The following is a 21609-nucleotide window of genomic DNA, read 5'->3' on the forward strand; positions in this document are numbered from 1 at the left end:
CGGCGCGCCCCCTCGGCGCGGTCCTCGCGGCTCAGGGCGCGCCGTCGCCGCCGAGCGCCGCGTCGAGGACGGCGAGCAGCGTCCTGGCCTGCACGTTGACGTAGCGGCTGTGCGCGGCGAGCCATTTGAGCTGGCCGGGCGTGACCCAGTGGTATCCGGGCGGCGGCTGGTCCGGCGTCGTCGCCTCGTCGGTCTCGACGATCAGGTAGCGGCTCTCGGCGTCGAGGAACCGGCCGCCCTCCTCGGAGTGCACCGTCGAGTAGCGGACCCTGCCGGGCGGGGCGTTCAGCACCGCGTCCAGGAAGAGCGGCCGCTCCCCGGCCGGCAGGGGCGCGTAGTTCGACGGGACGCACTGCACGGTCGGCGCGAGCTCGACGGTGTCGAGGAAGCCGCCCTCGACGCGCGCGTGGGCCAGGACGTGCGGGACGCCGTCGAAGACCCGGTAGGCGAAGCCGACGACACCGCGCTCGACCGGTTCGATGATGGGCTGGGTCCAGCCGGCGACCTCGCGGCCGGCGCCCTCGACGGACACCGCGACGACCCGGAAGAACCTGCCGTCGGTCCGGCCGAGGGCGTGCTCGCCTCGCTGCCAGCCGGCGATCTCGCGCAGCGGCATGAGCCGGGCGCGGACGTCGTGCCGGGCCCGCTCCCCGGTGAACCAGGCGAGCAGGTCGGCGTCGGACGACAGCGCCCGCGTCTCGGCCGGCACCGCGGGCGCGCTCGCCAGCACCGTGCGCGCGTCCATGTTCACGACGTTGTCCAGGCGCAGCAGCCGCAGGATCTGGCCCAGGGTGAGCCAGCAAAAGGAGTCGTGGACGGGGACGTCGCCGTCCACCTCGACGATCATGTTGCGGTTGCGTTTGCGGAAGAACCAGGCGCCGTGCTCGGACTGGAGGACGTCGGTGAGCACCTGCTCGCGCCGGGGGACGAGGAAGTGCTCCAGGTATCTCACCCCGCTTCCGCCGTGCGCCTGCGTGTAGTTGCTGCGGGTGGCCTGCACGGTGGGCGAGAGCTGGACCAGGTTGGGGTTGCCGGGCTCCATCTTGGCCTGCATCAGGAAGTGCAGGACCCCGTCGAACTCCTTGGCGAGGATGCCGAGGATGCCGATCTCCGGCTGCACGATGATCGGCTGCTGCCACTGCGTCTGCGGCCGGGTCACGTGCAGGCCCTCGACGGTGAAGAACCGTCCGCTGCCGTGCCGCAGGTTCCCGGTGTCCGGGGCGAAGGACCAGTTGTCGAGGGCGGCGAACGGGATGCGCCGCACCACCGTCCCGCAGGAGCGCCGGTGCCGGTCCAGCCAGCCCGGCACCTCGGACGTCGCGGTGTGCACGCCCTCGGCCGTCGCGGCCGACAGCGCCAGGCGCTCGGCGACCGCCGCCCTGGTGCGCGGCACGAGGCGGGCCGGGGCGCTCACGGGCGGCCGCCGTTCTCCTTGAGCGGCTTCCACCACCTGGGGTTGTCCCGGTACCAGGCGACGGTCTCGGCGAGCCCGGTGTCGAACGCGGTCAGCGGCCGGTGGCCGAGTTCGCGCTCGATGCGGCCCTGGTCGAGGGCGTAGCGCCGGTCGTGGCCCTTGCGGTCGGTGATGTGCCGGATCATGTCCGGTCCGGCCCCGCACAGTTCGGCGAGCCGGTGGGCCAGCTCCAGGTTCGGCACGGGCGTGCCGGCGCCGATGTTGTAGGCCTCGCCCGCCCGGCCGTCGGTGAGGACCCGTTGCACGGCGCGGCAGTGGTCGTCCACGTGCAGCCACTCGCGGACCTGCCCGCCGTCGCCGTAGACGGGTATGGGGCGGCCTTCGAGCAGGTGGGTGACGGCGAGCGGGATGAACTTCTCCGGGTGCTGGTAGGGCCCGTAGTTGTTGGAGCACCGGGTGACCGAGACGTTCAGCCGGTGGGTGCGGAAGTAGGCCAGGGCGATGAGGTCGGAGGCGGCCTTGGAGGCGGCGTAGGGCGAGTTGGGCAGCAGCGGGGACTCCTCGGTCCACTCGCCCTCCTCGATGGAGCCGTACACCTCGTCGGTCGAGATGTGCACGACCCGTTCGACGCCGGCCGCGAGGCTCGCCTCTAGCACCGCCTGGGTGCCCTCCACGTTGGTGCGCACGAACGCCGCGCCGCTGGCGATGGAGCGGTCGACGTGGCTCTCGGCCGCGAAGTGCACCACCGCGTCCTGGCCGTCGAGCAGGCCGCTCAGCAGCTCCCGGTCGAGGATGTTCCCGTGTGCGAAGGACAGCCGCGGGTGGGAGGCGGGGAGGTTGTCACGGTTCCCCGCGTAGGTCAGCGCGTCCAGGACGGTGACGCGCGCGTCCTCGAAACCCGGATACCCCCCGTCGAGCATGGTCCGTACGTAGTGCGAGCCGATGAATCCGGCGCCGCCGGTGACGAGGATTTTCATGAGATCACGTCGCAGTCGGAATTCCACGCTCGAAGCATGTCCTTTTCCCTTTTCCTTGAGGGGACGGAAGGGTGCGCCGCGGGTCCCGCCGGCCGCGACGGCGGCCCTGTGCCCACCCTGTCCGGTGAGGCTGGACGGCCGCCCTCGAAGCCCTCTCGAGACGGACTCGACGGGCCCGCCGCGGTCGGCGGGCCCGTCGGACGCGGTGTCAGCTGTCCTGGAGCAGCCCCAGCACGTTGCCGTCGAGGTCGGTGACCGTCGCCACCCGGCGGCCGCCGCCGACCTCCTTGGCGGGGCTGCTCACCGTGGCGCCCGCGGCGGTGACCTCGGCCAGCTTCGCGTCGAGGTCGCTCACGTGCCAGTAGGCGACCTGCGAGGTGACGCCCTGCGCCCCGGCCGGCACCAGCCCGATGTGCTGGCCCGCGACGTCGAACCCGACGTAGTACTCCGAGTCGGTCTGCGGCTCGGTGCCGAGCAGGGCGGCGTACAGCTTCCTGGCGGCCGCCATGTCCGCCACCGGGTGCAGCACGGTCTTGATTCCCTGGATGGCCGCGTCGGACATTCTCACTCCCGGGGGGTCGGAATTTCGTCGCCTCATGCTAGGGAGATCCGGGAAGCCGTAGCAGCGCCCCGCGTGCCGCCTCAAGGCGGTTTCCAGGCGTTCTTGAGTGTGAGCCGACAGGCCGGTGCCACGCTGCGAGCGCGCTGAAATAGGAGGGGAATCACGTGAGAAAGCTTGCGTTGGTCATACCGGTGATCGCGGCCGCGCTGGTGGGCTCGGCCGTCGCCCCGGTCGCGGTGGCGAACGATGCGGCCGTACCGGCCGCCGGCACCGTCGACTGGGTGCCGTGTCCGGGCGGCGACCCGGTTCTCGGCGACATGCTCAAGAACCTGGAGTGCGGCACGGTGCAGGTGCCGCTCGACTACGACGCCCCGCAGGGCAGGAAGATCAGCCTGGCGCTGACCCGGGCCAGGCACACCGCCCCCGACAGCGAGTACAAGGGCGTCGTGATCCTCAACCGCGGCCAGTGGCCCGGCGGCATCGGCCGTGACCTGCCCACCCGGTACGCCCTGGGCACCACCGGACTGGCCAAGGACGTCGGCGCGGCCTACGACTGGATCGGCTTCGACCCGCGCGGCGTCGGCGCCAGCGAGCCGTCCGTCGTCTGCGACGTCGGCTACCTCGACCCCGGGCACGCGCAGCCGGACCCGGTGCCCGCCACTCCCGCCGCCGAGCAGGAGTGGGTCAAGCGCGCCCACGCCTACGCCGACAGCTGCGGTGAGAAGTACGGCGACGTGCTCTCGCACCTCGGCACCGAGGAGGCGGCGCGCGACCTGGACCGGATGCGGATCGCGCTGGGCCAGGAGAAGATCACCTACTTCGGCACCGACTGGGGCACCTACCTGGGCTCGGTCTACGCCACCCTGTTCCCGGACCGGCTTCAGCGGATGGTGCTGGACAGCGTGGTGCGTCCCAGCGGCGTCGGGTACCGCAACAGCCTGCGCAAGAACGTGCTGTCCGAGCGCAACGCGGAGATCTTCTTCGCCTGGGTCGCCAAGTACGACGCCGTCTACCACCTCGGCACGACCGAGGCGGCGGTCGAGGCGAACTACTACAAGGCGCAGGACGAGCTGGCGGCGGCGCCCCTCGACGGCAAGATCGGCCCCGCGGAGTGGGCGGACATGTTCGAGCCGGTCGTCTACCGCAGCTGGACCTGGCTCTCGCGGGCGCAGGTGCTCTCCGACTTCGTGGTGCGCAAGGACCCGACGTCGCTGCGGACCGGCTACACGCCGCCGGGCTTCCCGCACCAGAACCGGCACGCGATGACCAACGCGGTGAACTGCCTCGACGGCCCGTGGCCGCAGAACTGGAACCGCTGGAGCAAGGACCGCGACCGCCAGTACAAGGCCGGCGCGCGCATCCTGACCTGGCCCAACGCCTGGTACGACGCGCCGTGCGCCTTCTGGCCGGAGCCGGCCCGCAAGCCGATGAAGGTCGGCAACGCCCAGGTGGACGTGCTGCTGGTGCAGCCCCAGTTCGACACCGCGCACGGCGTCGCCGGCGCCGTCGAGACGCACGCGCTGTTCCCCAACTCCCGGCTGGTGCTGGAGAAGGGCGGGCACAACGTCGGTGCGGCGCTGTCGGCCAACAACAACACCTGCCTGAACAAGTACGTCGGCGACTTCTTCCGGGACGGCACCCGTCCGGCGTCGAAGAAGGGCAAGGACGCCGTCTGCCAGGCGGCGGCCGACCCGGTGCCCGCGTCCTGAGGAGTACCCGCACACCTGACAGGGACGGGCCCCGCGTGACGGTTCACGCGGGGCCCGTCCCTGTCGTGCCGGTCAGCGAAGGGCGCCCACGGCGCCGGGCCGGCGGGCGGCGACCAGCGTCTCCAGGGTCCGCACCAGCTCGTTGGGCGTGGGCATGGCCAGCATCTGCTCGCGCAGCCGCCCGGCGTTCGCCCGGACCTGCGGGTCGTGCAGCAGCCGCAGGAGCGCGGCGCGCACCCCGGGCCCGTCCACCTGCGCGGGCGTCATGGCGAACCCCGCGCCCGCGGCCTGAAGGCACCGGAACTTCAGCGGGGCGTCGAAGGCCCGGCCGATCAGCAGCTGGGGCACGCCCTGGCGCAGCGCGCAGCCGAACGACCAGGTGCCGCCGTGGTGCACCACCGCCGCGCAGGTCGGCAGCACCTCGGCCAGCGGCACCGAGCGCACGACGCGGGCGTTGGCCGGCACCTCGCGCAGCTCCCGCAGCGCGTCCGGCGGCAGCGCCAGCACCAGCTCCATCTCCAGGTCCGCCACCGAGTCGAGGATCTCCTGGACGCGTTCGACGGGCAGCGGGAGCCGGGGCGGCCCGTCGGCCGAGTCGCCGAACGTCATGAGCACCCGCGGCGCGGCGGGCGGTGCGGCGAGCCATTCGGGCACGACGGCCGGGCCGTTGTAGGGGACGAACTGCACGGGCAGGGTGGTGGGCCGCTCGTCGGGCCGGAAGGCCTCGGGGAGCGGGGCGACGGTGAACTGGCCGTTGACCAGGTCCTCGGAGAAGCCGACGCCGTAGCGGCCCGCCCAGCCCGTCAGCCAGTCCCGCAGCGGGTCGGCGCGCCGGTCCGCCGGCTGCCGGTCCAGGGCGTGCAGGAAGTCCTCGCGCATACGGGTGTAGACGTCGACGGAGTACAGCACCCGGGCGTGCACCGCGCCCACGGCCTCGGCGGCGACCGCGCCCGCGAACGCCTTGGCGCCCCACAGCACCAGGTCGGGCCGCCAGGCGCGGGCCACGGCTACCAGGTCCTCCGTCATCGAGTCGTTGGACCGCCGCGCCTGCGGGAGCACCAGGTCGTCGAAGACGTGGCAGGCCTGCTCCCAGTTCAGCCGCTCGCGGTCGGGCCGCAGGTCGAACAGCGGGTCCACCCCCGGCTGCGCGGACCTGCGGGCGGCGGCGGCGCGGTCCGTCGTCTGGCGCCGGTCGCGCTGCACGCGGACGTCCACCGTCTCGCCCGGACCGACGCCCACGGCCGTCAGCCCGGCCGAGGTGACGGTGTCGAGCAGATCCGGCCAGACGGCCACGCGCACCTCGTGACCGGCCGTCTGCAACGACCAGGCGAGCGGCACCAGATTGAACACATGGGTCTTCCAGGGGAACGGCACGATGAGGACGCGCACGTCGGGACTCCTTCGGATCGGGAACGGGGATCACGGGTGAACGGCGCGCTGCTCGGTCCTGCGGCCCCCGGCCGCCCGGCCGGCCCGGTCAGGCGTCCCGCACGCGTCGTCTCCAGGCGTGTCCGGCGGTGCCGGTCGAGGCGGTGACGAGGACGGTGACCACGGCCACCACCGAGGCGGTGGAAAGCGGCCCCACCAGGTCGCACAGACCGCCCAGCGCCAGGATGGAGACCGCCACGCCCGACGGGAGCAGGGTGGCCCGCAGGGTCACCACGGACGGCAGTTCGGCCGCGGAGGCCGTGGCCAGGAGCCGGTTGTTGTAGTGGAGGTAGGCCACCTCGAACAGGACCAGGAACAGCGCGTACAGCGCGAGCGTCGGCACGGTGCGTCCCGCCAGCAGCGCCGCCAGCAGCGGCGGCATGGGAAGGACCGCCCAGACGGCGGAGGGCACGCGTGCGAGGTGGCGCTGGACCGGCAGGGCGGCGAGCGAGCCGGCGAACAGGGCCACCGAGGAGACGGCGACGAACACGCCCACGAGGCGGGTGCCGCCGCCCAGCACCTGGACGGGGACGACGGTGACGGCCACGGTGTGGAAGCCCTGCCAGAACGAGACGAGCAGGAACCGGGCGAACAGCCTGCGCAGGGCGGGGTCGTCGACGCGGGGACGGGCGGTGGCCCGGGCCCCGTCACCGTCCGTGGCACCGTCCGGGGCCTTCGCGGGTGCGGACGGCAGCGCCCAGGCGAGCAGCGCGCTGAGGACCAGCGTCGCCGCGTTCACCGCGATCAGCCCGCGCAGCGACAGCACCGCCGAGGCGGGGCCGGCCAGCGCCGCGCCCACGCTGACGCCGGTCAGCTTGCCGATCTCGGCGACGGTGTTGGCCCGGTCCAGGCGCTGTGCGGGCACCGTGTCGCGCAGCACGAGCGCGGTGGCCGCGCGGGTGACCGCCTCGAAGAACCCGCGCACCAGCAGCAGGACGCCGGCGACCGCGAGCAGGGCGCGCTGCGGTGTCAGGAGCGCGGCCGCGGTCAGCGCCAGGCTGACCGCCTCGGCCAGCCGGACGAGCCGCTCCGGGGCATGGCGGTCGAGCAGTCGGTTGAGCGGCGCGGCCATCAGCAGCGCGGGCAGCCACGGCGCGCTGAGCACGGCCGCGGCGAGCAGTCCCGATCCGGTGGCCGATCCGACGAGCGTGGAAAGGCTCACCAGGACCAGGAAACTGCCGGACGTATTGACGAACAGCAGTACCGGAGTGCAGTGCGGCGAACGCGGGCCGGTGCGAAAAGACGTCATCAGGTACTCCTCCGAAGGAGGAGGGTGTCAGAGTTGAACGCCTTTCCGCGAGGGACGGCTCTGCCTACTTTGAACACATGACAGCAGCCATCGAGGGCCGCCCGTGCATTGTGATGGTCGACGCCTACGCGGCGGTCCGTTCACTCGTTCTGACATTTTTGGAACAGGGATGTTCCCTGGTCCGTGTACAGAGCACCCGTGACGTTCCGTACGTTTATCGCGGGTCGCCGTACGTCCCCGCGGACTTCGTCGCCGATATCGTCCACGACGGCGATCTGGAGGCCACGGCCGAGGCCGTCGGGGCGTTCACGCCGATCGCGGTGATCGCGGGCGGGGAGAGCGGGGTGGAGTTCGCGGACCTGCTCGCGGAGCGGCTCGGTCTGCCGGGCAACGGCACCGCTCTGAGCGCCGCGCGGCGCGACAAGCATCTCATGGTCGAGGCGGTACGGGCCGCGGGGCTTCGCGCCGCCCGGCAGCTGCGCGCCACCGACGCGGACGAACTCGCGGCCTGGCACGGCGAACTGGGCGGACGTGTCGTCGTCAAGCCGCCGCGCAGCGCGGGCAGCCAGGGCGTCTTCTTCTGCGACACCCCGCAGGAGTCGGTGGCGGCCTTCCGTTCCCTCGCCGACGCCGACGACGTGTTCTCCCAGCCCAACAAGGGGGCGGTGGCGCAGGAGTACCTGCCGGGCACCGAGTACATGGTGAACACCGTCAGCCGGGACGGCCGTCACCATCTGTGCGACGTGTGGCGCACGGGCCGGCTGAGCGCGAACGGGGTGGTCGACCTGTGCGACGCGCTGTCGCTGGTCGAGGCGGAGAGCCGGGTCGTGGAGCCGCTGCGCGCCTACGCGTTCGAGGTGCTCGACGCCCTCGGCGTCCGTCACGGCCCGGCGCATCTGGAGATCAGGATGACCCCGCAGGGGCCGTGCCTGGTGGAGGTGGGCGCCCGGATCGCCGGCGGGGGCATCCCCGCCTGCGCGGGTCTGTGCATCGGCGAGTCGCAGCTGGAGTGGACCGTGGACGCCTATCTGCGCCCCGAGCGGTTCCACGCCCGCGCCGGGACCCCGTACCGGCTGCGGCGGCACAGCGCGATCGTCGGCATGGTCTCGCCGGTGAAGGGGGTGCTCAGCGAGTACCGGGGGCTCGACGAGATCGAGCGGCTGGAGAGCTTCCACAGCCTGATCACGGTGGTGAAGCCGGGTCAGGAGATCGAACGCACGGTCGACGACCTCACCTATCCGCTGATCGTGACGCTGCTGCACGACCTGGAGGAGGTCGTGCAGCGCGACGTGAACACGATCCGCCACCTCGACGGCGCCGCCTTCTACGGCCTGGACGGCGCGCCGCGCTCCTGACACCCCGCCCCGTGCCCGGCCCCGACGCCCCCGCCCGGCGCCCGGGCCGGACGGCACGTCAGCCGCCGTGCGCGGGGCGGGCGTTCGACTGCGGAGCCGCCGCGGTCGAACGTCACACGCGGGCGATGTCGGCCGGCTCCATCCGGGTCCACGCCGGACGCGGCACCCGGTAGACGAAGCTGACGGCCGTGCGGGGCTCGGTCGCCGTCGTGTTGGGCGCCGAGCGGTGCAGCACCATGCCGTCGAACATGACGGCCGAACCGGGTTCGAGGGGCACGGCCACCGGATCGGCCGTGCGCGGCAGGTGCTCGTCCGCCACGTGCGGCTCCACCGCGCCCGCGCGCGGCGCTTCGCCGGGCCGGCGTTCGCGGTCCCCGGTGTGCGGGAACAGCCCGAGCAGATGGGAGCCGGGGATGAACTCCAGGCAGCCGTTGCGCACGGTGGCCGCGTCCAGCGCGATCCAGATCGTCACGATGCCGTGGTCCTCGGCGCCGAACGAGGGCGGCGCGAAGGCGATGTCCTGATGCCAGGGCTTGGCCGATCCCACCACGGGCGGCTTGGCCCACAGGAACGCGTTGACCAGCGTGCCCGGGCTCCCGGCGGCCCCCGCGACCGGCACGCCGGCCAGGTCCAGCGACCGCTGCACGGCCTCGAAGGCGGGGACGTGCTCATGGATGCGGTCGGCCGACCTCAGGACCCCGGGGAGGGCTTCGGCGCCCTGCTGCCACGCCGCCCAGCCGCCGATCCCGGGTGCCTCCAGGACGAAGTCGCCGCTGGAGACCGTGCGGTCGCGGGCGAGTTCCCTCAGGTCCTCCACCGCGTCGCGAAGCCGGGTGAGCGCCTCGCCCGCCGCCAGTCGGGGGAGCCGCGTGAATCCGTTTCTGCGTACGTCACCGTAATGCGTGTCGTCCATTGTTCTCTCCCTCTCGCTCTCGCTCTCCCTCTCCGCGACTCGGATCGCCGTGAAACGAACCGCGCATATCACGGAAATGTTCATGTTCAACGTCGGCGTATCAAGGCCGTTGCCGCGCGTTCCGCGCTCTCCGTATGCTTTCGGGCCGAGCGGACCATTCGGTCCGCGACAACTCGATAATCGGCGGAGGGAGTGACAAATGAGCGACCGTGACTTCATCGAGACCCGTGACGCTGAGCAGGAGACCAGCAAGTGGTGATCCGCTGACCAGCGAACGCGCCGCCCGTATGGAATGCCTCCGTACGGGCGGCGCGTCGTCCGAGAGAGGCTGAGATGGTAGGTAATCGCGTTTCAGAAGTCATCGACATTCCCGCCGAGCTGCTGGTGACCGACGACTCCACCGACGAGCGCTACTGGGCCTCGGTGGAACGCGTCGTCGCGCTGGCCGAGGACCGGGGGCGGGCCGCCGACGGGATACCGCTGCTGGCGTCTGTCGCGGTCACCCATCCCGAATGGCCGGTGCGGGCCGGCGCGGTGCGGCTGCTGGCGCAGCACCACGCGGGCGACCCGGCCGCCGACACCGCGGTGGCGGCCGCGACCCACGACACGGTCGACTGGGTCGCCTTCACGGCGCTGAAGGTCATCGCCGAGCACCGGATCGCCGCCGCCGTCCCCGACCTCGTCCGCATCTCCGGCTGGCCCAGCAACTTCACCCGCCCCGACTGGACGCGCAAGCCCGTCGGCTGCGGTGCGGCGCTCACCAAGCGGGCCCTCATCGCCGTCTTCGGCACCCGCGACCCGGCCGAACTGCGCCGCCTGGAGGACGAGTACTTCTCCGACATGCGGGCGCGGATCGAGGCCGCGCGCAAGCGCCCCCGGCGCACCGCCGACGTGGTCCTCGTGCCGGGCGGCCCGGCGATCATCGGCGCCGACGTGCAGCCCGACGCCTTCCGCATGGCGCAGGACGACAGCACGCTGCGCGCCGTGGACGTGCCCGCGTTCCTCATCGACCGGACCACCGTGACCAACGCCCGCTACCGCGAGTTCCTCGACGAGGTCGGCGACTCCGGCGAGTTCGACCATCCCGACCAGCCGCTGGAGCGCTCGCACCGCCCGGTGCACTGGCACGACCCGCGCTTCAACGCGCCCGGCATGCCCGTCGTCGGCATCGACTGGTACGACGCCTACGCCTTCGCGAAGTGGGCCGGCGGCGCGCTGCCCAGCGAGGTCCAGTGGGAGAAGGCGGCGCGCGGCGTGGACGGCCGCCGCTACCCGTGGGGCGAGCACTTCGACCCGGACCGGGTGAACTACGTGGAGCGCTCGTTCGGCGAGGAGGTGGCCGACCTCGACTCCCTGGAGGCGCTGCTGGTCACCATCTCGCAGGGCGACAATCCCGCCCACCCGGTACTGCCCGCCGACGCCCTCCCTCAGGGCGCGAGCCCCTATGGCTGCCTTCAGATGTCGGGCAACGTCTGGGAGCTGACGCGGACGAACTTCTACACCGGCGACGACATGGACCCCTTCTTCAAGGGCCGGCACCCGCTGGACTTCATGAACCGCAAGGAGGCCTTCCACGTGCTGCGCGGCGGCACCTGGACCTCCCCGCCGACCTGCCTGACCACGTTCTACCGGGGCAAGGACCTGATCACCGACCGGCACAACGAGGTCGGCTTCCGCTGCGTGTACGAGACGAGCCGGTGATGCGCCTGACCTCCCTGGGCCACGCGGCGGTCCTCGTCGACACCGGCACGGAGCGCATCCTCTTCGACCCGTGGCTGACCCAGCGCCTGGACCGCTTCTGGGAGCACCATCCCGCGCTGCCGGACCGCCTGGTCCGCGAGGTGCTCGACGACGGGATCGACTACGTGGTGCTCAGTCACCACCACTTCGACCACCACCACTTCCCCTCGCTGCGGCGGCTGGTCGACGGCGCCGACGTCGACTTCGACGACAGCCCGCGCCAGAGCTCCTCCGTCACCTGCGTCTATCCCGCCGGTCCCGTGCCGCCGCAGCTGACGGCGTCCGGGCTCGGCCACCAGGCGATCGCCTGGACGCTGCGCCGCCTGGGCTTCGACAACCTTCAGCCGGTGACGCCGGGCGACACGGTCACCCTGGGCGGGGCGACGCTGCGGACGTTCCCCTCGGCCGTCTCCTTCCCCGAGATGAGCGTGCTGGTGCAGACCGACGACGCGGCCGTCATGCTGTGCGGCGACGCGCTGCTGCACGAGGACACCGTGGCGGCCTTCCGCCGCGCCGACGCGCCGGAACTGGACGCCGTGTTCGTCCCCGCGCACAGCGTCTCGCCGCCCGGCGTGCTCACCGAGCGGCGCCCGCTGACCGACCCGGACGCGGTGCGCGCCCGCGCGATCGCCAACTTCGACCGCTACGTCGACGCGATCCCCGCGGCCGTCACCGTGCCCTCCTCGTTCGGCTGGCGCATCAGCGGCGACGGCGAGCGCGACTACGACTGGTGCAACCGCACGATCTTCCCCCTCACCCCCGTGCAGGCGCTGCACCGCCTGGACGAGCTGGGCCGCGACGGCCTGCTGTGGGGCCCGGGCCAGGTGATCGAGGCCGGACACGGCAAGGCCGCCCTGTCCGACGGGCCGGTGGCGCCCGGCGCGTACGACTTCGACGCGGTGTACGCCGCCGTCACCCTCGACCCCAGCACCCCGGTGCCGGCGTTCGACGCCCGCGCCGACCGGTACGGCCGCCAGACCCGCGACGCCGAGGACATGCTGCGCGAGCTGCTGGACCGGCTGGTGGCGACCGACTACTGGTACCGGGCGCTGGACCACGGCGCCGGCCGTCACGTCGTCTCGCTGTACGAGGACGACGGCCGCGAGACGTCCTTCCTGCTCGACCCGGTGGCCGCACGCGTCGTACGGCTCGGCCCGGGACCGGCCCGCGGCCATCTCGCCGGCGGCGAGGGGTGGACCGAGATCGCGGCCGCCACACTGGAGGCCCTGCTCGGCGCCGACCTGCTGTTCGGCAGCTCCTTCGGGCTGTGGGCCAGCGACGGCGTGCTGCTCTCCGCCGTCTTCCACCACCCGTCGTTCTACACCCGCCACATGGAGCGCGCGGTGCGCGAGGAGAGCACACCATGAACCAGCCCGTCGTCTTCGAACACGACAGCGCCGCGCTGCGCGGCAACCCGCTGGGCGACCCGCAACGCCGTCGCGTCGAGGTGCACCTGCCGCCGGGCTACGACGGCGTGCGGCGCTACCCGGTGGTCTACTGGCTGCCGGGCTACGGCGCCCATCCGAGCCTGGCCAACCGGGCGCTCGCCTTCGGCGGCTCGGTCGCCGACCGGCTCGGCGCGGCGATGGCGGACGGCCGGGTGCCGCCCGCCCTGCTCGTCGTGGTCGACGGAACGACCCGCTACGGCGGTTCGCAGTACATCGACTCCGCCGCCTGCGGCCGCTACGCCGGGCACCTCGCGGAGATCGTCGCCGAGGTGGACCGGCGGTTCGCGACGCGAGCGGAGCCGGCCGGGCGGGCGGTCGCGGGCAAGTCCAGCGGCGGCTACGGCGCGCTGGTCGCCGGCATGACGTCCGACCTGTTCGGCGCGGTGCTCGCCTTCTCGCCCGACGCCGGGTTCGAGCACAGCTACCTGCCGCTGGTGCCCGCCGCGCTGGACACCGTGCGGGCCGCGGGCGGCGTCGAGGCGCTGCTGGCCCGGCGCGACAGCGGCCCGCACGACGTGCCGTTCATGGTGGCGATGAGCATCGTCGCGATGGGCATGTGCTACGCCGACGCACCCGGGACGACGCCCTCCGACGCCCTGCCGTGCGACCCGGTGAGCGGCCTGTTCCGCGACGAGGTGTGGCGGCGGTGGCTGCGCCACGACCCGGTGCGGATGCTCCCCGCGCACGCCGGCCGGCTCTCCGGGCTGGGGCTGCTGCACCTCAGCGTCGGCGAGCGCGACGACTACGGCATGCACTGGGGCGTCCGCGCCCTGCACGCAGCCCTCGACGGGCACGGCGTCCCGCACTCCTACCTCGAGCACGAGGGCGGACACCACGGCATCGAGCACGTGTTCGCCGAGGGCCTGGCCCGGCTGTGGCGGGTGTGGGACGGGACGGAGGCCGGCGCGTGTGCGGCATAGCGGGCTTCGTCAGCTTCGAGGGACGCCGGGACGCCGACTGGATGGACGCGCTCGGGCGGACGATGACGGGCGCGATGGCGCACCGGGGCGAGGCGGCCTGCGCCCCGTACGTGTCGGCGTGCGGCACCGTCATGCTGTGCGCGACGCGCCTGGCGGTCCGCGACCGCTCCGAGGCGGGCGACCAGCCGATGACCGACCCCACCGGGCGGATCGTCCTGGTGCACAACGGCGAGGTGTACGGCTCCCGTTCGCCCGCCGCGCCGCTGTGGCCGCGCCGGACCGACTGCGACACCGAGTTCGTCCTGCAACAGGTGTGCCGCGAGGACGATCCGGCGGCGGCGCTGCGGCCGCTGTCCGGCATGTTCGCCCTGGCCTGGCACGACACCTGGACGGGCCGCGTGGTGCTCGCCCGCGACCACTTCGGCGTCAAACCGCTGTTCTACGCCTTCACCCACGGCGGGCTCCTGTTCGCCTCCGAACCGCAGGTGCTCCTGCGCACCGGCCTGGTGACCCCGGAGGTGGACCCGGACGAGTACGTCCTGCGCTCCTGGATCCGCATGGACGCGGCCGACGACCACACCTGGCTGCGCGGGGTGCGGGCCCTGCAACCCGCCGAATACCTGTCGGTGGACCGTCCCGGCACCAGCACCCACCGCTACTGGCGGCCCACGCCGGTGGACGGGCCGGTGAGCGCCGAGGAGATCCGGGCCGCCTTCGACCGGGCGATCGCCGAGCGGGCCGTGTCCGACGTCCCGCGGGCGGCGGTGCTCAGCGGGGGCGTCGACAGCACGGCGGCGGTGGCGGCCCTGACCGCGCTGGGCGTGCCCGTGGAGGGGTACGTCCTGCGCTACCAGGACGGCATCGGCGGCTCGGGCGACGACGCGGTGCACGCCGCCGAGGTCGCCGAGCGGCTCGGGGTGCCGCTGACCGTGTGCGACCTGGACCGCCACCGGGCCGCCGAGCTGGTGCCGGTCCTGCCCACCCGGCTGATGCGGCCGCTGCTGCACGGCGCCGAGCTGGCCATGCACCACCTGTACGGCGCCATCTCCCGCGACCGCAACGTGGTCGTCTACTCCGGCCACGGCGCGGACGAGCTGTGGGGTTACCAGGCCGGCCGCTACTTCCCCGTCGTCGACCCGTACGCGCCCACCTTCATCCACGGGCGCCACTACCTGACGCACCAGCTGTACTCCGACGAACGGCCCGTCTGGGCGCGGCTGGTGAGCTGGATGGCGGGGGAACTCGACGTCGACATGACGGCCGTCACCGACCGGGTGTGGGAGCGCACCATGGACGAGTACCGGGCGATCAAGACGGCCTCGCCGCTCAAGCGCGGCCGGCACCACCTGCTGCGGCGCTTCCTGGTGTACGTCAACGACATGGTCGACGCGACGTCGGCGACCTTCACCCTGGAGGACCGGCCGGTCTTCCAGGACGTCGCCCTCGCCGAGCTGGCGTTCCGCTGCCCGGAGCATCTGAAGGACTCCGGCGAGCCGGGCAGCAGCCACAAAGGGCTGCTGAAGGAGGCGCTCGCCGACCTGCTGCCCGACTCGGTGCGCCACCGCCCCAAGCAGGGCTTCCCCACCCCCACCGACCCCGGGTACGTCCGCCGGCTGGCCGATCTCGCCGACGGGCTCGGCTCCCCCTTCGGCCTGCCGCCGATGCCGGCCGCGCTGCGGGCCGAACTGGGCGTCGGGGAGTGGATGTTCCTTGCTTCCACCTCCGCCTGGCTCGGCCACCTCGCGGAGCTTCGCACCGATCCGAGGAGTCATGGTGAACCGTCCCGTACCCCTGTGGCGCTGGCAGTTCCTGGACCGCGCGGCCGATCTTGACCGGGTGCCCCCGGCGATCGAGGAGAGCCGCGCCCAGGAGTGGTGCAACTTCGTGCTGTGGCGGCCGTCGCGGCTTCCCCGGGGCTGCGACGGCAGCGTGGGGACGCTGCGCCGCGAGGCGCCCCCCGGCCGGGTCGAGGCCGAGGGCCGCACGCCGTGGAGCGACGCCAACCCGGCCGGCTACCGCACGGAGATCTCCGGCGGCGGGCGGCGGCTGCGCCTGAAGCAGTTCCTGTACGACTGGGCGTTCCCGGCCGCCGACCACCCGTGCCTGTGGGGCAGCCGGGCCCGTCCCGCCGAGATCGGCTCGGGCCGGGTGGTCTGGCTCGGCACCGACTACCTGGGCCATCGGGCCGCGAGCGCCCGGCTGGCCCGCACCACGGTCGAACTGTCGGTGCTGGAGGGCGAGTTCACCGACGAGGAGCTGGTCGCGCTGTTCGCGGGGCTGCGTCCGGCCGTCCCCGACGCCGTGCCGAGGGTGCTGGCCACGCCGTTCGCCGAACTGAGCTACTGGGCCCGCTATCCGGCCGCGATGGTGTCGGTGCCGACCGGCGTCTTCCACTTCCACCGGCGCGGGCGCGAGCACGAGGGCGACTGGGTCCCCTCGGACCGGGTCGAGGACTTCCTCACCGCCCAGGGGGTGCCGGTGACGGCCGGCGGCTTCCGCGCGGAGAGCGCCGCGACGTTCGGCGACGGCGCGGCCGTGCGCGAGCTGGACGTCGTCTACTCCTCGCCGTCGGGCGGCGAGCTGCGTCTGACGGCGCAGCGCACCGGCGGCGGCCGCCTCGTGTTCCCGCCCGAGCGCGACAAGCACCCAGCCGACACCGAGATCCGCGAGCTGGACGGCCGTCCGGTCCACCTGGGGTACTCCAGCGCCCGGTTCGGGGCCTGCGACGCCTGGTGGCGGCATCCCGACGGCTACGACCTCAGGCTGCTCGGCAGCGCGGGCGCGGACCTCGGCCCGCAGGCCTTCCTCGGCCTGGTCGGCGCGATCGACGGCGCGCTGCGGCTGGCCGGCAACGCGGCGGTGCTGGGATGACCGCGCCCGCCCCCACGGACCGCGACGTCCGTGCGAACCCCGCGAACCCGACGAACCCGACGAACTCCACGGACCCCGCGGGCCGCCCGGTGCTGGATCCCGCCACCGGACGCACCGTCACCCGTGTGCCGGACACCGACGCGGCCGGCGTCGCCGCCGCCGTCACCCGTGCCGCGGCCACGTTCCACGACGTCTGGGCGGACACCTCGCCGGCCCGGCGCTGCGGCCTGCTGCGCGAGCTGGCGGACCTGCTGCGCGAGGACCGCGCGGAACTCGCCGCGCTGGAGCGGCTGAGCGCGGGCAAGCCCACCGCGCGCGCCCTGGGCGAGGTCGACTTCGCCGCCCAGGTGGTCGACTGGTTCGCGGCGGCGGCCCGGTACCCGGTGGGCGAGACCCATCCGGCGGGGCCCGGCATGCGCACCTACACCGACCGTGTGCCGGTCGGCGTGTGCGCGGCCATAGCCCCGAACAACTACCCGCTGCTGCTGGCCGTCTGGAAGATCGCCGCCGCCCTCGCCCACGGCAACACGGTCGTCGTCAAACCGGCGCCCGAGACGCCGCTGTCGGTGCGCCGCCTGGTGGCCCGCGCCGGCGACGTGCTCCCCGACGGCGTGCTCGGCGCCGTCTACGGCGGCGCCGCGACGGGCCGGCTGCTGTGCGAGCAGCCGGCCGTCGGCATGGTCAGCTTCACCGGCTCGACGGCGGCCGGGCGCGACGTCGCGCGGCGCTGCGCGGACGGCCTCAAGCCCGTCTGTCTCGAACTCGGCGGCAAGAGCCCCGTCGTCGTCTTCCGCGACGCCGACCTCGACGCGGCGGCGCGGGCCGTCGTCACCGGCTTCACCGGCAACACCGGCCAGGTGTGCGTGGCTGGCTCACGGCTGATCGTGGACCGGGCCGTGCACGAGGAGTTCGTCACCCGCGTCGCCGACCTGGCGGGGGCCCTCGTGGTCGGCCGCCCGGCCGGTCCCGGCACCGACCTCGGCCCGCTGATCAGCGCGGCCGCCGCCGACCGCGCGGCCGAAGTGGTCGAGCGGGCGGCGTCGCAGGGTGCGCGGGTGATCCTCCCGCCCGGCCGCTCCTCGGTCCGGCACGACCTCGACGGCGGGTTCTACGTCCACCCGGCGATCGTCGACCGGGCGCCCTTCGACAGCCGCGCCTGGCGGGAGGAGATCTTCGCGCCGGTGCTGTCCGTCGCGTCGTTCGCCGCCGACGACGAGGCCCTGGCCCTCGCGCACGACACCGCGTACGGGCTGTCGGCGTCGGTGTGGACCGGTGACGCCCATCGCGCCGAGCGCTTCGCGCGGGCCCTGCGCGCCGGCATGGTGTGGGTCAACACCTGGGGCGACACCGAGGAGACGGTCAGCGTCGGCGGTCTGGGCCAGTCCGGGTACGGCCGGGAGCTGGGCCTGCACGCGGCGGAGGGCTACACCCGGGCGCGTGCCGTCTGGGTGGCCCACCGGCCGGGGCGGTAGCGCCGTGACGCGCACCGGGCCCCCGCACCTCGATTTCCGCAGCGACACCCGGACCGTGCCGGACGCGCGGATGCGCCGGGCGATGGCCGCGGCCGAGGTCGGCGACGACGTGTACGGCGACGACCCGACGGTCGCCCGCCTGGAGGAGCGCGTCGCCGCGCTGCTCGGCACCGAGGCCGCGCTGTTCACGCCCACCGGCACCATGGCCAACCTGCTCGCCCCGCTCGCCGCGTACGGCCCGGCGGGTTCCCCCGCCCCCCGGGTGATCGCGGGCGTGGACAGCCACATGGCGTTCCTGGAGCCGGACGGGCTGCGCCGGTTCGGCGGCGTCGAGCTGCTGACGGTGCCTCAGCGCCCGGACGGGCTGCCCGACCCCGACGCCGTGGCCGCGCTGCTCGCCGTCCGGGCGGACCGGCCCACGGTGGTCTGCGTCGAGAACACCAGCATGATGTGCTCGGGCAACGCGCTGGACGCCGGCGCAGTGGGCGCGCTGGCCGCCTCGGCCCACCGGCACGACGCGCACCTCCATCTGGACGGCGCCCGGCTCGCGAACGCGGCCGTGGCGCTCGGTGTGCCGCCCGCGCGGCTGGCCGGGCCGGCGGACAGCGTCGCGTTCTCCGTCTCCAAGGGGCTCGGCGCCCCCGCCGGCGCCCTGCTGTGCGGGTCGCGCGCGTACGTGGCCCGCGCCCGTGAGCTGAGGGGGTGGCTGGGCGGCTCGCTGCACCAGGCGGGGGTCCTCGCGGCTCCCGCCCTGGCGGCGCTCGACCGGCTGCCCGACCTGGCCGCCGACCACGAACGGGCCGCCGCGCTCGCCGCACTGCTCGCCGAGGTGCCCGGTGTGGAGGTGATGCGCCCGCCGCGGCCGACCAACATGGTCATGGCGCGGCTGCCGGGGGTCGCCGCCGCGGAGTGCGCCGAGCGCCTGGCCGGGCACGGGGTGCTCGTCCTGCCGCTGCCGAACGCGCACGTGCGCTTCGCGACCCACCGGGAGCACGACATGATCGGAGTGCGCGCGGCCGTCCGGGCGGTGGCGGCCGTGGCGGCCGCCGTGTCCGGGCCCCGGCCGGCGCGGTCCACCGACGACGATCCGCCCCGACGACAACGACGGAGGAAGCATGACGACGAAGCCACCCGCGCGCGGGCTTGAGGAACGGTTGCGGGACACTCGGGCGAGACTGGAGAGCGACGTCGATCTGTGGGTGGCCACGGCGGGCGCGGGCGCCTCGCAGGGCGTCCACCTGATCCCGCTGTCCTACCTCTGGGACGGGACCGCGATCCTCGTCTCCACGCCCCGCGACTCGGTCACCGGCCGCAACCTGCTGGCGGACGGCCGGGTGCGGCTCGGCCTCGGCCCGACGCGCGACGTCGTCCTCGTCGACGGCGTCGCGGAGCCGGTGGACGCGAGCGAACTGGGCGATGAGCTGGGCGACGCCTTCGCGGCCAAGACCGGGTTCGACCCGCGCAAGCTCGACGAGCCCTACCAGTACTTCCGCGTCCGGCCCCGCCGCGTGCAGGCCTGGCGGGAGGCGAACGAGCTGTCCGGGCGCACCCTGATGCGCGACGGGGTCTGGCTCGGCTGACCGGTGGCGCCCGGGCCGCCGCGCCCCCGAACGCCCGTCCCGCCCGCCGGCCGGTCACCCGTGCGACCGGCCGGCGGGGCTGCGGTCCAGTCGTGCTTGACCGGAGTTGAAGACGGCTTTGCCAGGCTGCCACTGGCAAGGCATCGGTCGATCCTTAAGGGGCGAATATGGGAGCCATCGAGGTTCCGGTTCTGATCGTGGGCGGTGGCGGATGCGGCTTGTCCGCCTCCGTCTTCCTGTCCGACCAGGGCGTCGATCATCTGCTGGTGGAACGGCACGCGGACACGTCGAGGGTTCCGAAGGCCCACTACCTCAACCAGCGCACGATGGAGATCTTCCGGCAGCACGGCGTCGCCGACGACGTGCTCGCCGAGGCGGCGCCGCTGGAGAAGTTCGGCAAGGTGCGCTGGCAGACCACGCTCGCCGGCGACGGGCCGCTGGAGCGGCGCCTGATCCACGAGATGGACGCCTTCGGCGGCGGCGAACTGCGCGAGACGTACGCGGCGGCCGGGCCCCTGCTGCCCGCCAAGCTGCCGCAGATGTGGCTGGAGCCGATCCTGCGCAGGCACGCCGAGGAGCGCAATCCCGGGCGGATCCTGTTCCACCACGAGCTGCTGTCGTTCTCCGACGAGGGCGACCACGTCGTCGCCGAGGTGCGCGACCTGGAGAGCGGGGAGACCACCACCGTCACGGCGCAGTACCTCATCGGCGCCGACGGCGGCCGCATGGTCGGGGCCGGGGTCGGCATCGAGATGCAGGGCCCGCCCGGACTGGTCAACACCACCACCGTCTACTTCTCCGCGGATCTGTCCGAGTGGTGGGAGGAGGGCACGCTCATCACGCACTTCCTCAGCCCGGAGGACCCCGACCTGTCCTGCAACCTCATCGAGATGGGGCCGCGCTGGGGCAAGGAGTGCGAGCAGTGGGGGCTGCACTTCGCCCCCGGCCCGCCCGGACGCTGGGACGACGAGAGCGTCGTGCCGAGGATCCGGGAGCTGCTGCGCATCCCGGACCTGGAGGTGACGGTCCACAAGGTGACGGACTGGATCGTGCACGCGCACCTCGCCGACCGCTACCGGGTCGGCCGTGTGCTGATCGCCGGCGACGCCGCGCACCGCCAGCCCCCCGCCGTCGGCCTCGGCCTGAACACCGGCATCCAGGACGCGCACAACATCGCCTGGAAGCTGGCCGCGGTGCTGAGCGGCCGCGCGAGCGCCGGCCTGATCGACACCTACGAGTCCGAGCGCCGGCCCGTGGGACGGGAGAACGTCGACTGGGCGGTCTCCGCCGCCGTCCACCACCAGGCGGTCATCGACGCCGTCGGCGCCGGCCACAACATCCCGGCGGGACGCCGCAGGCAGCGGCTGGAGGCGTACTTCGACCCCTCGCCGCTCGGCGACACCGTGCGGCAGCGCGCCCTGGAGATCTTCCACACCCACCGCGGGGGCTGCCAGTCCCTCGACATGGAGGTGGGCTTCCACTACGAGGACGGCGCGCTCGTCGCGGACGGCAGTGAGCCGCCGGCCCGCGTCCCCATGCGCAACGAGCACCGGCCGACGTCCCGCCCCGGGCACCGCCTGCCGCACGCCTGGATCACCTCCGGCGACCGGCGTCTGTCGACGCTCGACCTCACCGGCAGGACCGACTTCACGCTGATCACCGGCCCGCAGGGCGCACCCTGGTGCGAGGCGGCCGCCCGGGTGGCGGAGAAGTTCTCGGTGCGTGTCACCACGGTCCGCATCGGCGAGGGCGGCGACTACGCGGACGTCGACGGCGGCTGGGAGGCCGTCCGGGAGATCGGCGACGCCGGCGCGCTCCTGGTCCGTCCCGACCAGCACGTCGCCTGGCGCAGCGCGGACGGCGCCGGGGACCCGGAGCAGGTCCTGGCCCGGGCGTTCGCCGCGGTACTGGACCGCTGACCGCGGCGGCGCACACAGCAGCGGCCGTGCCCGGCGTCGGGCACGGCCGCTG

Annotated in this window: 17 protein-coding genes; 11 read left to right on the forward strand and 6 right to left on the reverse strand. The window is 73.7% G+C overall.

What is annotated here, in order from left to right; translation table 11 throughout:
- Nucleotides 1-31: 31 nt before the first annotated feature.
- From ACGFSH_RS33030 to ACGFSH_RS33040, 3 genes are all read right to left on the reverse strand, one after another.
- Entirely contained in the window at nt 32-1414 is a 1383-nt protein-coding gene (locus ACGFSH_RS33030; protein ID WP_393355021.1) for an NDP-hexose 2,3-dehydratase family protein, read from the reverse strand.
- Complete coding sequence (gene rfbB, locus ACGFSH_RS33035) at nt 1411-2391, reverse strand: dTDP-glucose 4,6-dehydratase (RefSeq protein ID WP_393355023.1); 981 nt, start codon at nt 2389-2391, stop codon at nt 1411-1413. Before rfbB ends, ACGFSH_RS33030 begins: the two co-directional genes overlap by 4 nt.
- 208 nt (nt 2392-2599) lie before the next feature.
- Nucleotides 2600-2953, reverse strand: coding sequence for a VOC family protein (locus ACGFSH_RS33040; protein WP_393355025.1), 354 nt, complete (start codon nt 2951-2953; stop codon nt 2600-2602).
- 164 nt (nt 2954-3117) lie between these two features.
- On the opposite strand from ACGFSH_RS33040, the gene ACGFSH_RS33045 reads away from it, so the two are divergent.
- Complete coding sequence (locus tag ACGFSH_RS33045) at nt 3118-4662, forward strand: alpha/beta fold hydrolase (protein ID WP_393355027.1); 1545 nt, start codon at nt 3118-3120, stop codon at nt 4660-4662.
- A 72-nt stretch (nt 4663-4734) separates the two neighbouring features.
- On the opposite strand, the gene ACGFSH_RS33050 is transcribed toward ACGFSH_RS33045, so the two are convergent.
- On the reverse strand, nt 4735-6051 hold the full coding sequence (locus ACGFSH_RS33050) for a nucleotide disphospho-sugar-binding domain-containing protein (protein WP_393355029.1): 1317 nt from the start codon (nt 6049-6051) through the stop codon (nt 4735-4737).
- A gap of 88 nt (nt 6052-6139) precedes the next feature.
- On the reverse strand, nt 6140-7339 hold the full coding sequence (locus ACGFSH_RS33055; RefSeq protein ID WP_393355031.1) for an MFS transporter: 1200 nt from the start codon (nt 7337-7339) through the stop codon (nt 6140-6142).
- Nucleotides 7340-7416: 77 nt separating this feature from the next.
- Between ACGFSH_RS33055 and ACGFSH_RS33060 the strand changes: the two genes are divergently transcribed.
- Nucleotides 7417-8694: an ATP-grasp domain-containing protein gene (locus ACGFSH_RS33060; RefSeq protein ID WP_393355033.1), complete on the forward strand. Its 1278-nt coding sequence runs from the start codon at nt 7417-7419 to the stop codon at nt 8692-8694.
- 112 nt (nt 8695-8806) lie between these two features.
- On the opposite strand, the gene ACGFSH_RS33065 is transcribed toward ACGFSH_RS33060, so the two are convergent.
- Nucleotides 8807-9607 (reverse strand): phytanoyl-CoA dioxygenase family protein, encoded by an 801-nt coding sequence (locus tag ACGFSH_RS33065; protein ID WP_393355035.1) that lies wholly within the window; start codon nt 9605-9607, stop codon nt 8807-8809.
- A gap of 333 nt (nt 9608-9940) precedes the next feature.
- On the opposite strand from ACGFSH_RS33065, the gene ACGFSH_RS33070 reads away from it, so the two are divergent.
- The 9 genes from ACGFSH_RS33070 (at nt 9941) to ACGFSH_RS33110 (ending at nt 21557) form a co-directional block, all read left to right on the forward strand.
- Complete coding sequence (locus ACGFSH_RS33070; RefSeq protein WP_393355037.1) at nt 9941-11308, forward strand: formylglycine-generating enzyme family protein; 1368 nt, start codon at nt 9941-9943, stop codon at nt 11306-11308.
- The gene (locus ACGFSH_RS33075) at nt 11308-12714 is read left to right on the forward strand and encodes an MBL fold metallo-hydrolase (RefSeq protein WP_393355039.1); all 1407 of its coding nucleotides are present in this window, start codon (nt 11308-11310) and stop codon (nt 12712-12714) included. The genes ACGFSH_RS33070 and ACGFSH_RS33075 overlap by 1 nt, the downstream gene beginning before the upstream one ends.
- On the forward strand, nt 12711-13715 hold the full coding sequence (locus tag ACGFSH_RS33080; RefSeq protein ID WP_393355041.1) for an alpha/beta hydrolase: 1005 nt from the start codon (nt 12711-12713) through the stop codon (nt 13713-13715). The genes ACGFSH_RS33075 and ACGFSH_RS33080 overlap by 4 nt, the downstream gene beginning before the upstream one ends.
- On the forward strand, nt 13703-15547 hold the full coding sequence (locus tag ACGFSH_RS33085) for an asparagine synthetase B family protein (RefSeq protein ID WP_393355043.1): 1845 nt from the start codon (nt 13703-13705) through the stop codon (nt 15545-15547). Before ACGFSH_RS33080 ends, ACGFSH_RS33085 begins: the two co-directional genes overlap by 13 nt.
- On the forward strand, nt 15489-16586 hold the full coding sequence (locus ACGFSH_RS33090; RefSeq protein WP_393355045.1) for a hypothetical protein: 1098 nt from the start codon (nt 15489-15491) through the stop codon (nt 16584-16586). The genes ACGFSH_RS33085 and ACGFSH_RS33090 overlap by 59 nt, the downstream gene beginning before the upstream one ends.
- Nucleotides 16583-18058: an aldehyde dehydrogenase family protein gene (locus tag ACGFSH_RS33095; protein WP_393355047.1), complete on the forward strand. Its 1476-nt coding sequence runs from the start codon at nt 16583-16585 to the stop codon at nt 18056-18058. The genes ACGFSH_RS33090 and ACGFSH_RS33095 overlap by 4 nt, the downstream gene beginning before the upstream one ends.
- A gap of 4 nt (nt 18059-18062) precedes the next feature.
- A complete protein-coding gene (locus ACGFSH_RS33100; RefSeq protein WP_393355049.1) occupies nt 18063-19205 on the forward strand; it encodes a threonine aldolase family protein in 1143 nt (380 codons plus the stop codon).
- A complete protein-coding gene (locus ACGFSH_RS33105; RefSeq protein WP_393355051.1) occupies nt 19174-19638 on the forward strand; it encodes a pyridoxamine 5'-phosphate oxidase family protein in 465 nt (154 codons plus the stop codon). The genes ACGFSH_RS33100 and ACGFSH_RS33105 overlap by 32 nt, the downstream gene beginning before the upstream one ends.
- 167 nt (nt 19639-19805) lie before the next feature.
- Nucleotides 19806-21557: an FAD-dependent monooxygenase gene (locus tag ACGFSH_RS33110; protein WP_393355053.1), complete on the forward strand. Its 1752-nt coding sequence runs from the start codon at nt 19806-19808 to the stop codon at nt 21555-21557.
- The last annotated feature ends 52 nt before the right edge of the window (nt 21558-21609 follow it).

Origin of the sequence: Streptomyces sp. NPDC048481 (genome assembly GCF_043200075.1) — a bacterium.
GTDB lineage: Bacteria > Actinomycetota > Actinomycetes > Streptomycetales > Streptomycetaceae > Streptomyces.

Excerpts from the sequence above, each read along its gene's own strand:
- ACGFSH_RS33110 (WP_393355053.1), top strand. The coding sequence starts at position 19,806 with ATGGGAGCCATCGAGGTTCCGGTTCTGATCGTGGGCGGTGGCGGATGC.
- ACGFSH_RS33065 (WP_393355035.1), bottom strand. The coding sequence starts at position 9,607 with ATGGACGACACGCATTACGGTGACGTACGCAGAAACGGATTCACGCGG.
- rfbB (WP_393355023.1), bottom strand. The coding sequence starts at position 2,391 with ATGAAAATCCTCGTCACCGGCGGCGCCGGATTCATCGGCTCGCACTAC.
- ACGFSH_RS33075 (WP_393355039.1), top strand. The coding sequence starts at position 11,308 with ATGCGCCTGACCTCCCTGGGCCACGCGGCGGTCCTCGTCGACACCGGC.
- ACGFSH_RS33060 (WP_393355033.1), top strand. The coding sequence starts at position 7,417 with ATGACAGCAGCCATCGAGGGCCGCCCGTGCATTGTGATGGTCGACGCC.
- ACGFSH_RS33070 (WP_393355037.1), top strand. The coding sequence starts at position 9,941 with ATGGTAGGTAATCGCGTTTCAGAAGTCATCGACATTCCCGCCGAGCTG.
- ACGFSH_RS33080 (WP_393355041.1), top strand. The coding sequence starts at position 12,711 with ATGAACCAGCCCGTCGTCTTCGAACACGACAGCGCCGCGCTGCGCGGC.
- ACGFSH_RS33040 (WP_393355025.1), bottom strand. The coding sequence starts at position 2,953 with ATGTCCGACGCGGCCATCCAGGGAATCAAGACCGTGCTGCACCCGGTG.
- ACGFSH_RS33055 (WP_393355031.1), bottom strand. The coding sequence starts at position 7,339 with ATGACGTCTTTTCGCACCGGCCCGCGTTCGCCGCACTGCACTCCGGTA.
- ACGFSH_RS33105 (WP_393355051.1), top strand. The coding sequence starts at position 19,174 with ATGACGACGAAGCCACCCGCGCGCGGGCTTGAGGAACGGTTGCGGGAC.
- ACGFSH_RS33095 (WP_393355047.1), top strand. The coding sequence starts at position 16,583 with ATGACCGCGCCCGCCCCCACGGACCGCGACGTCCGTGCGAACCCCGCG.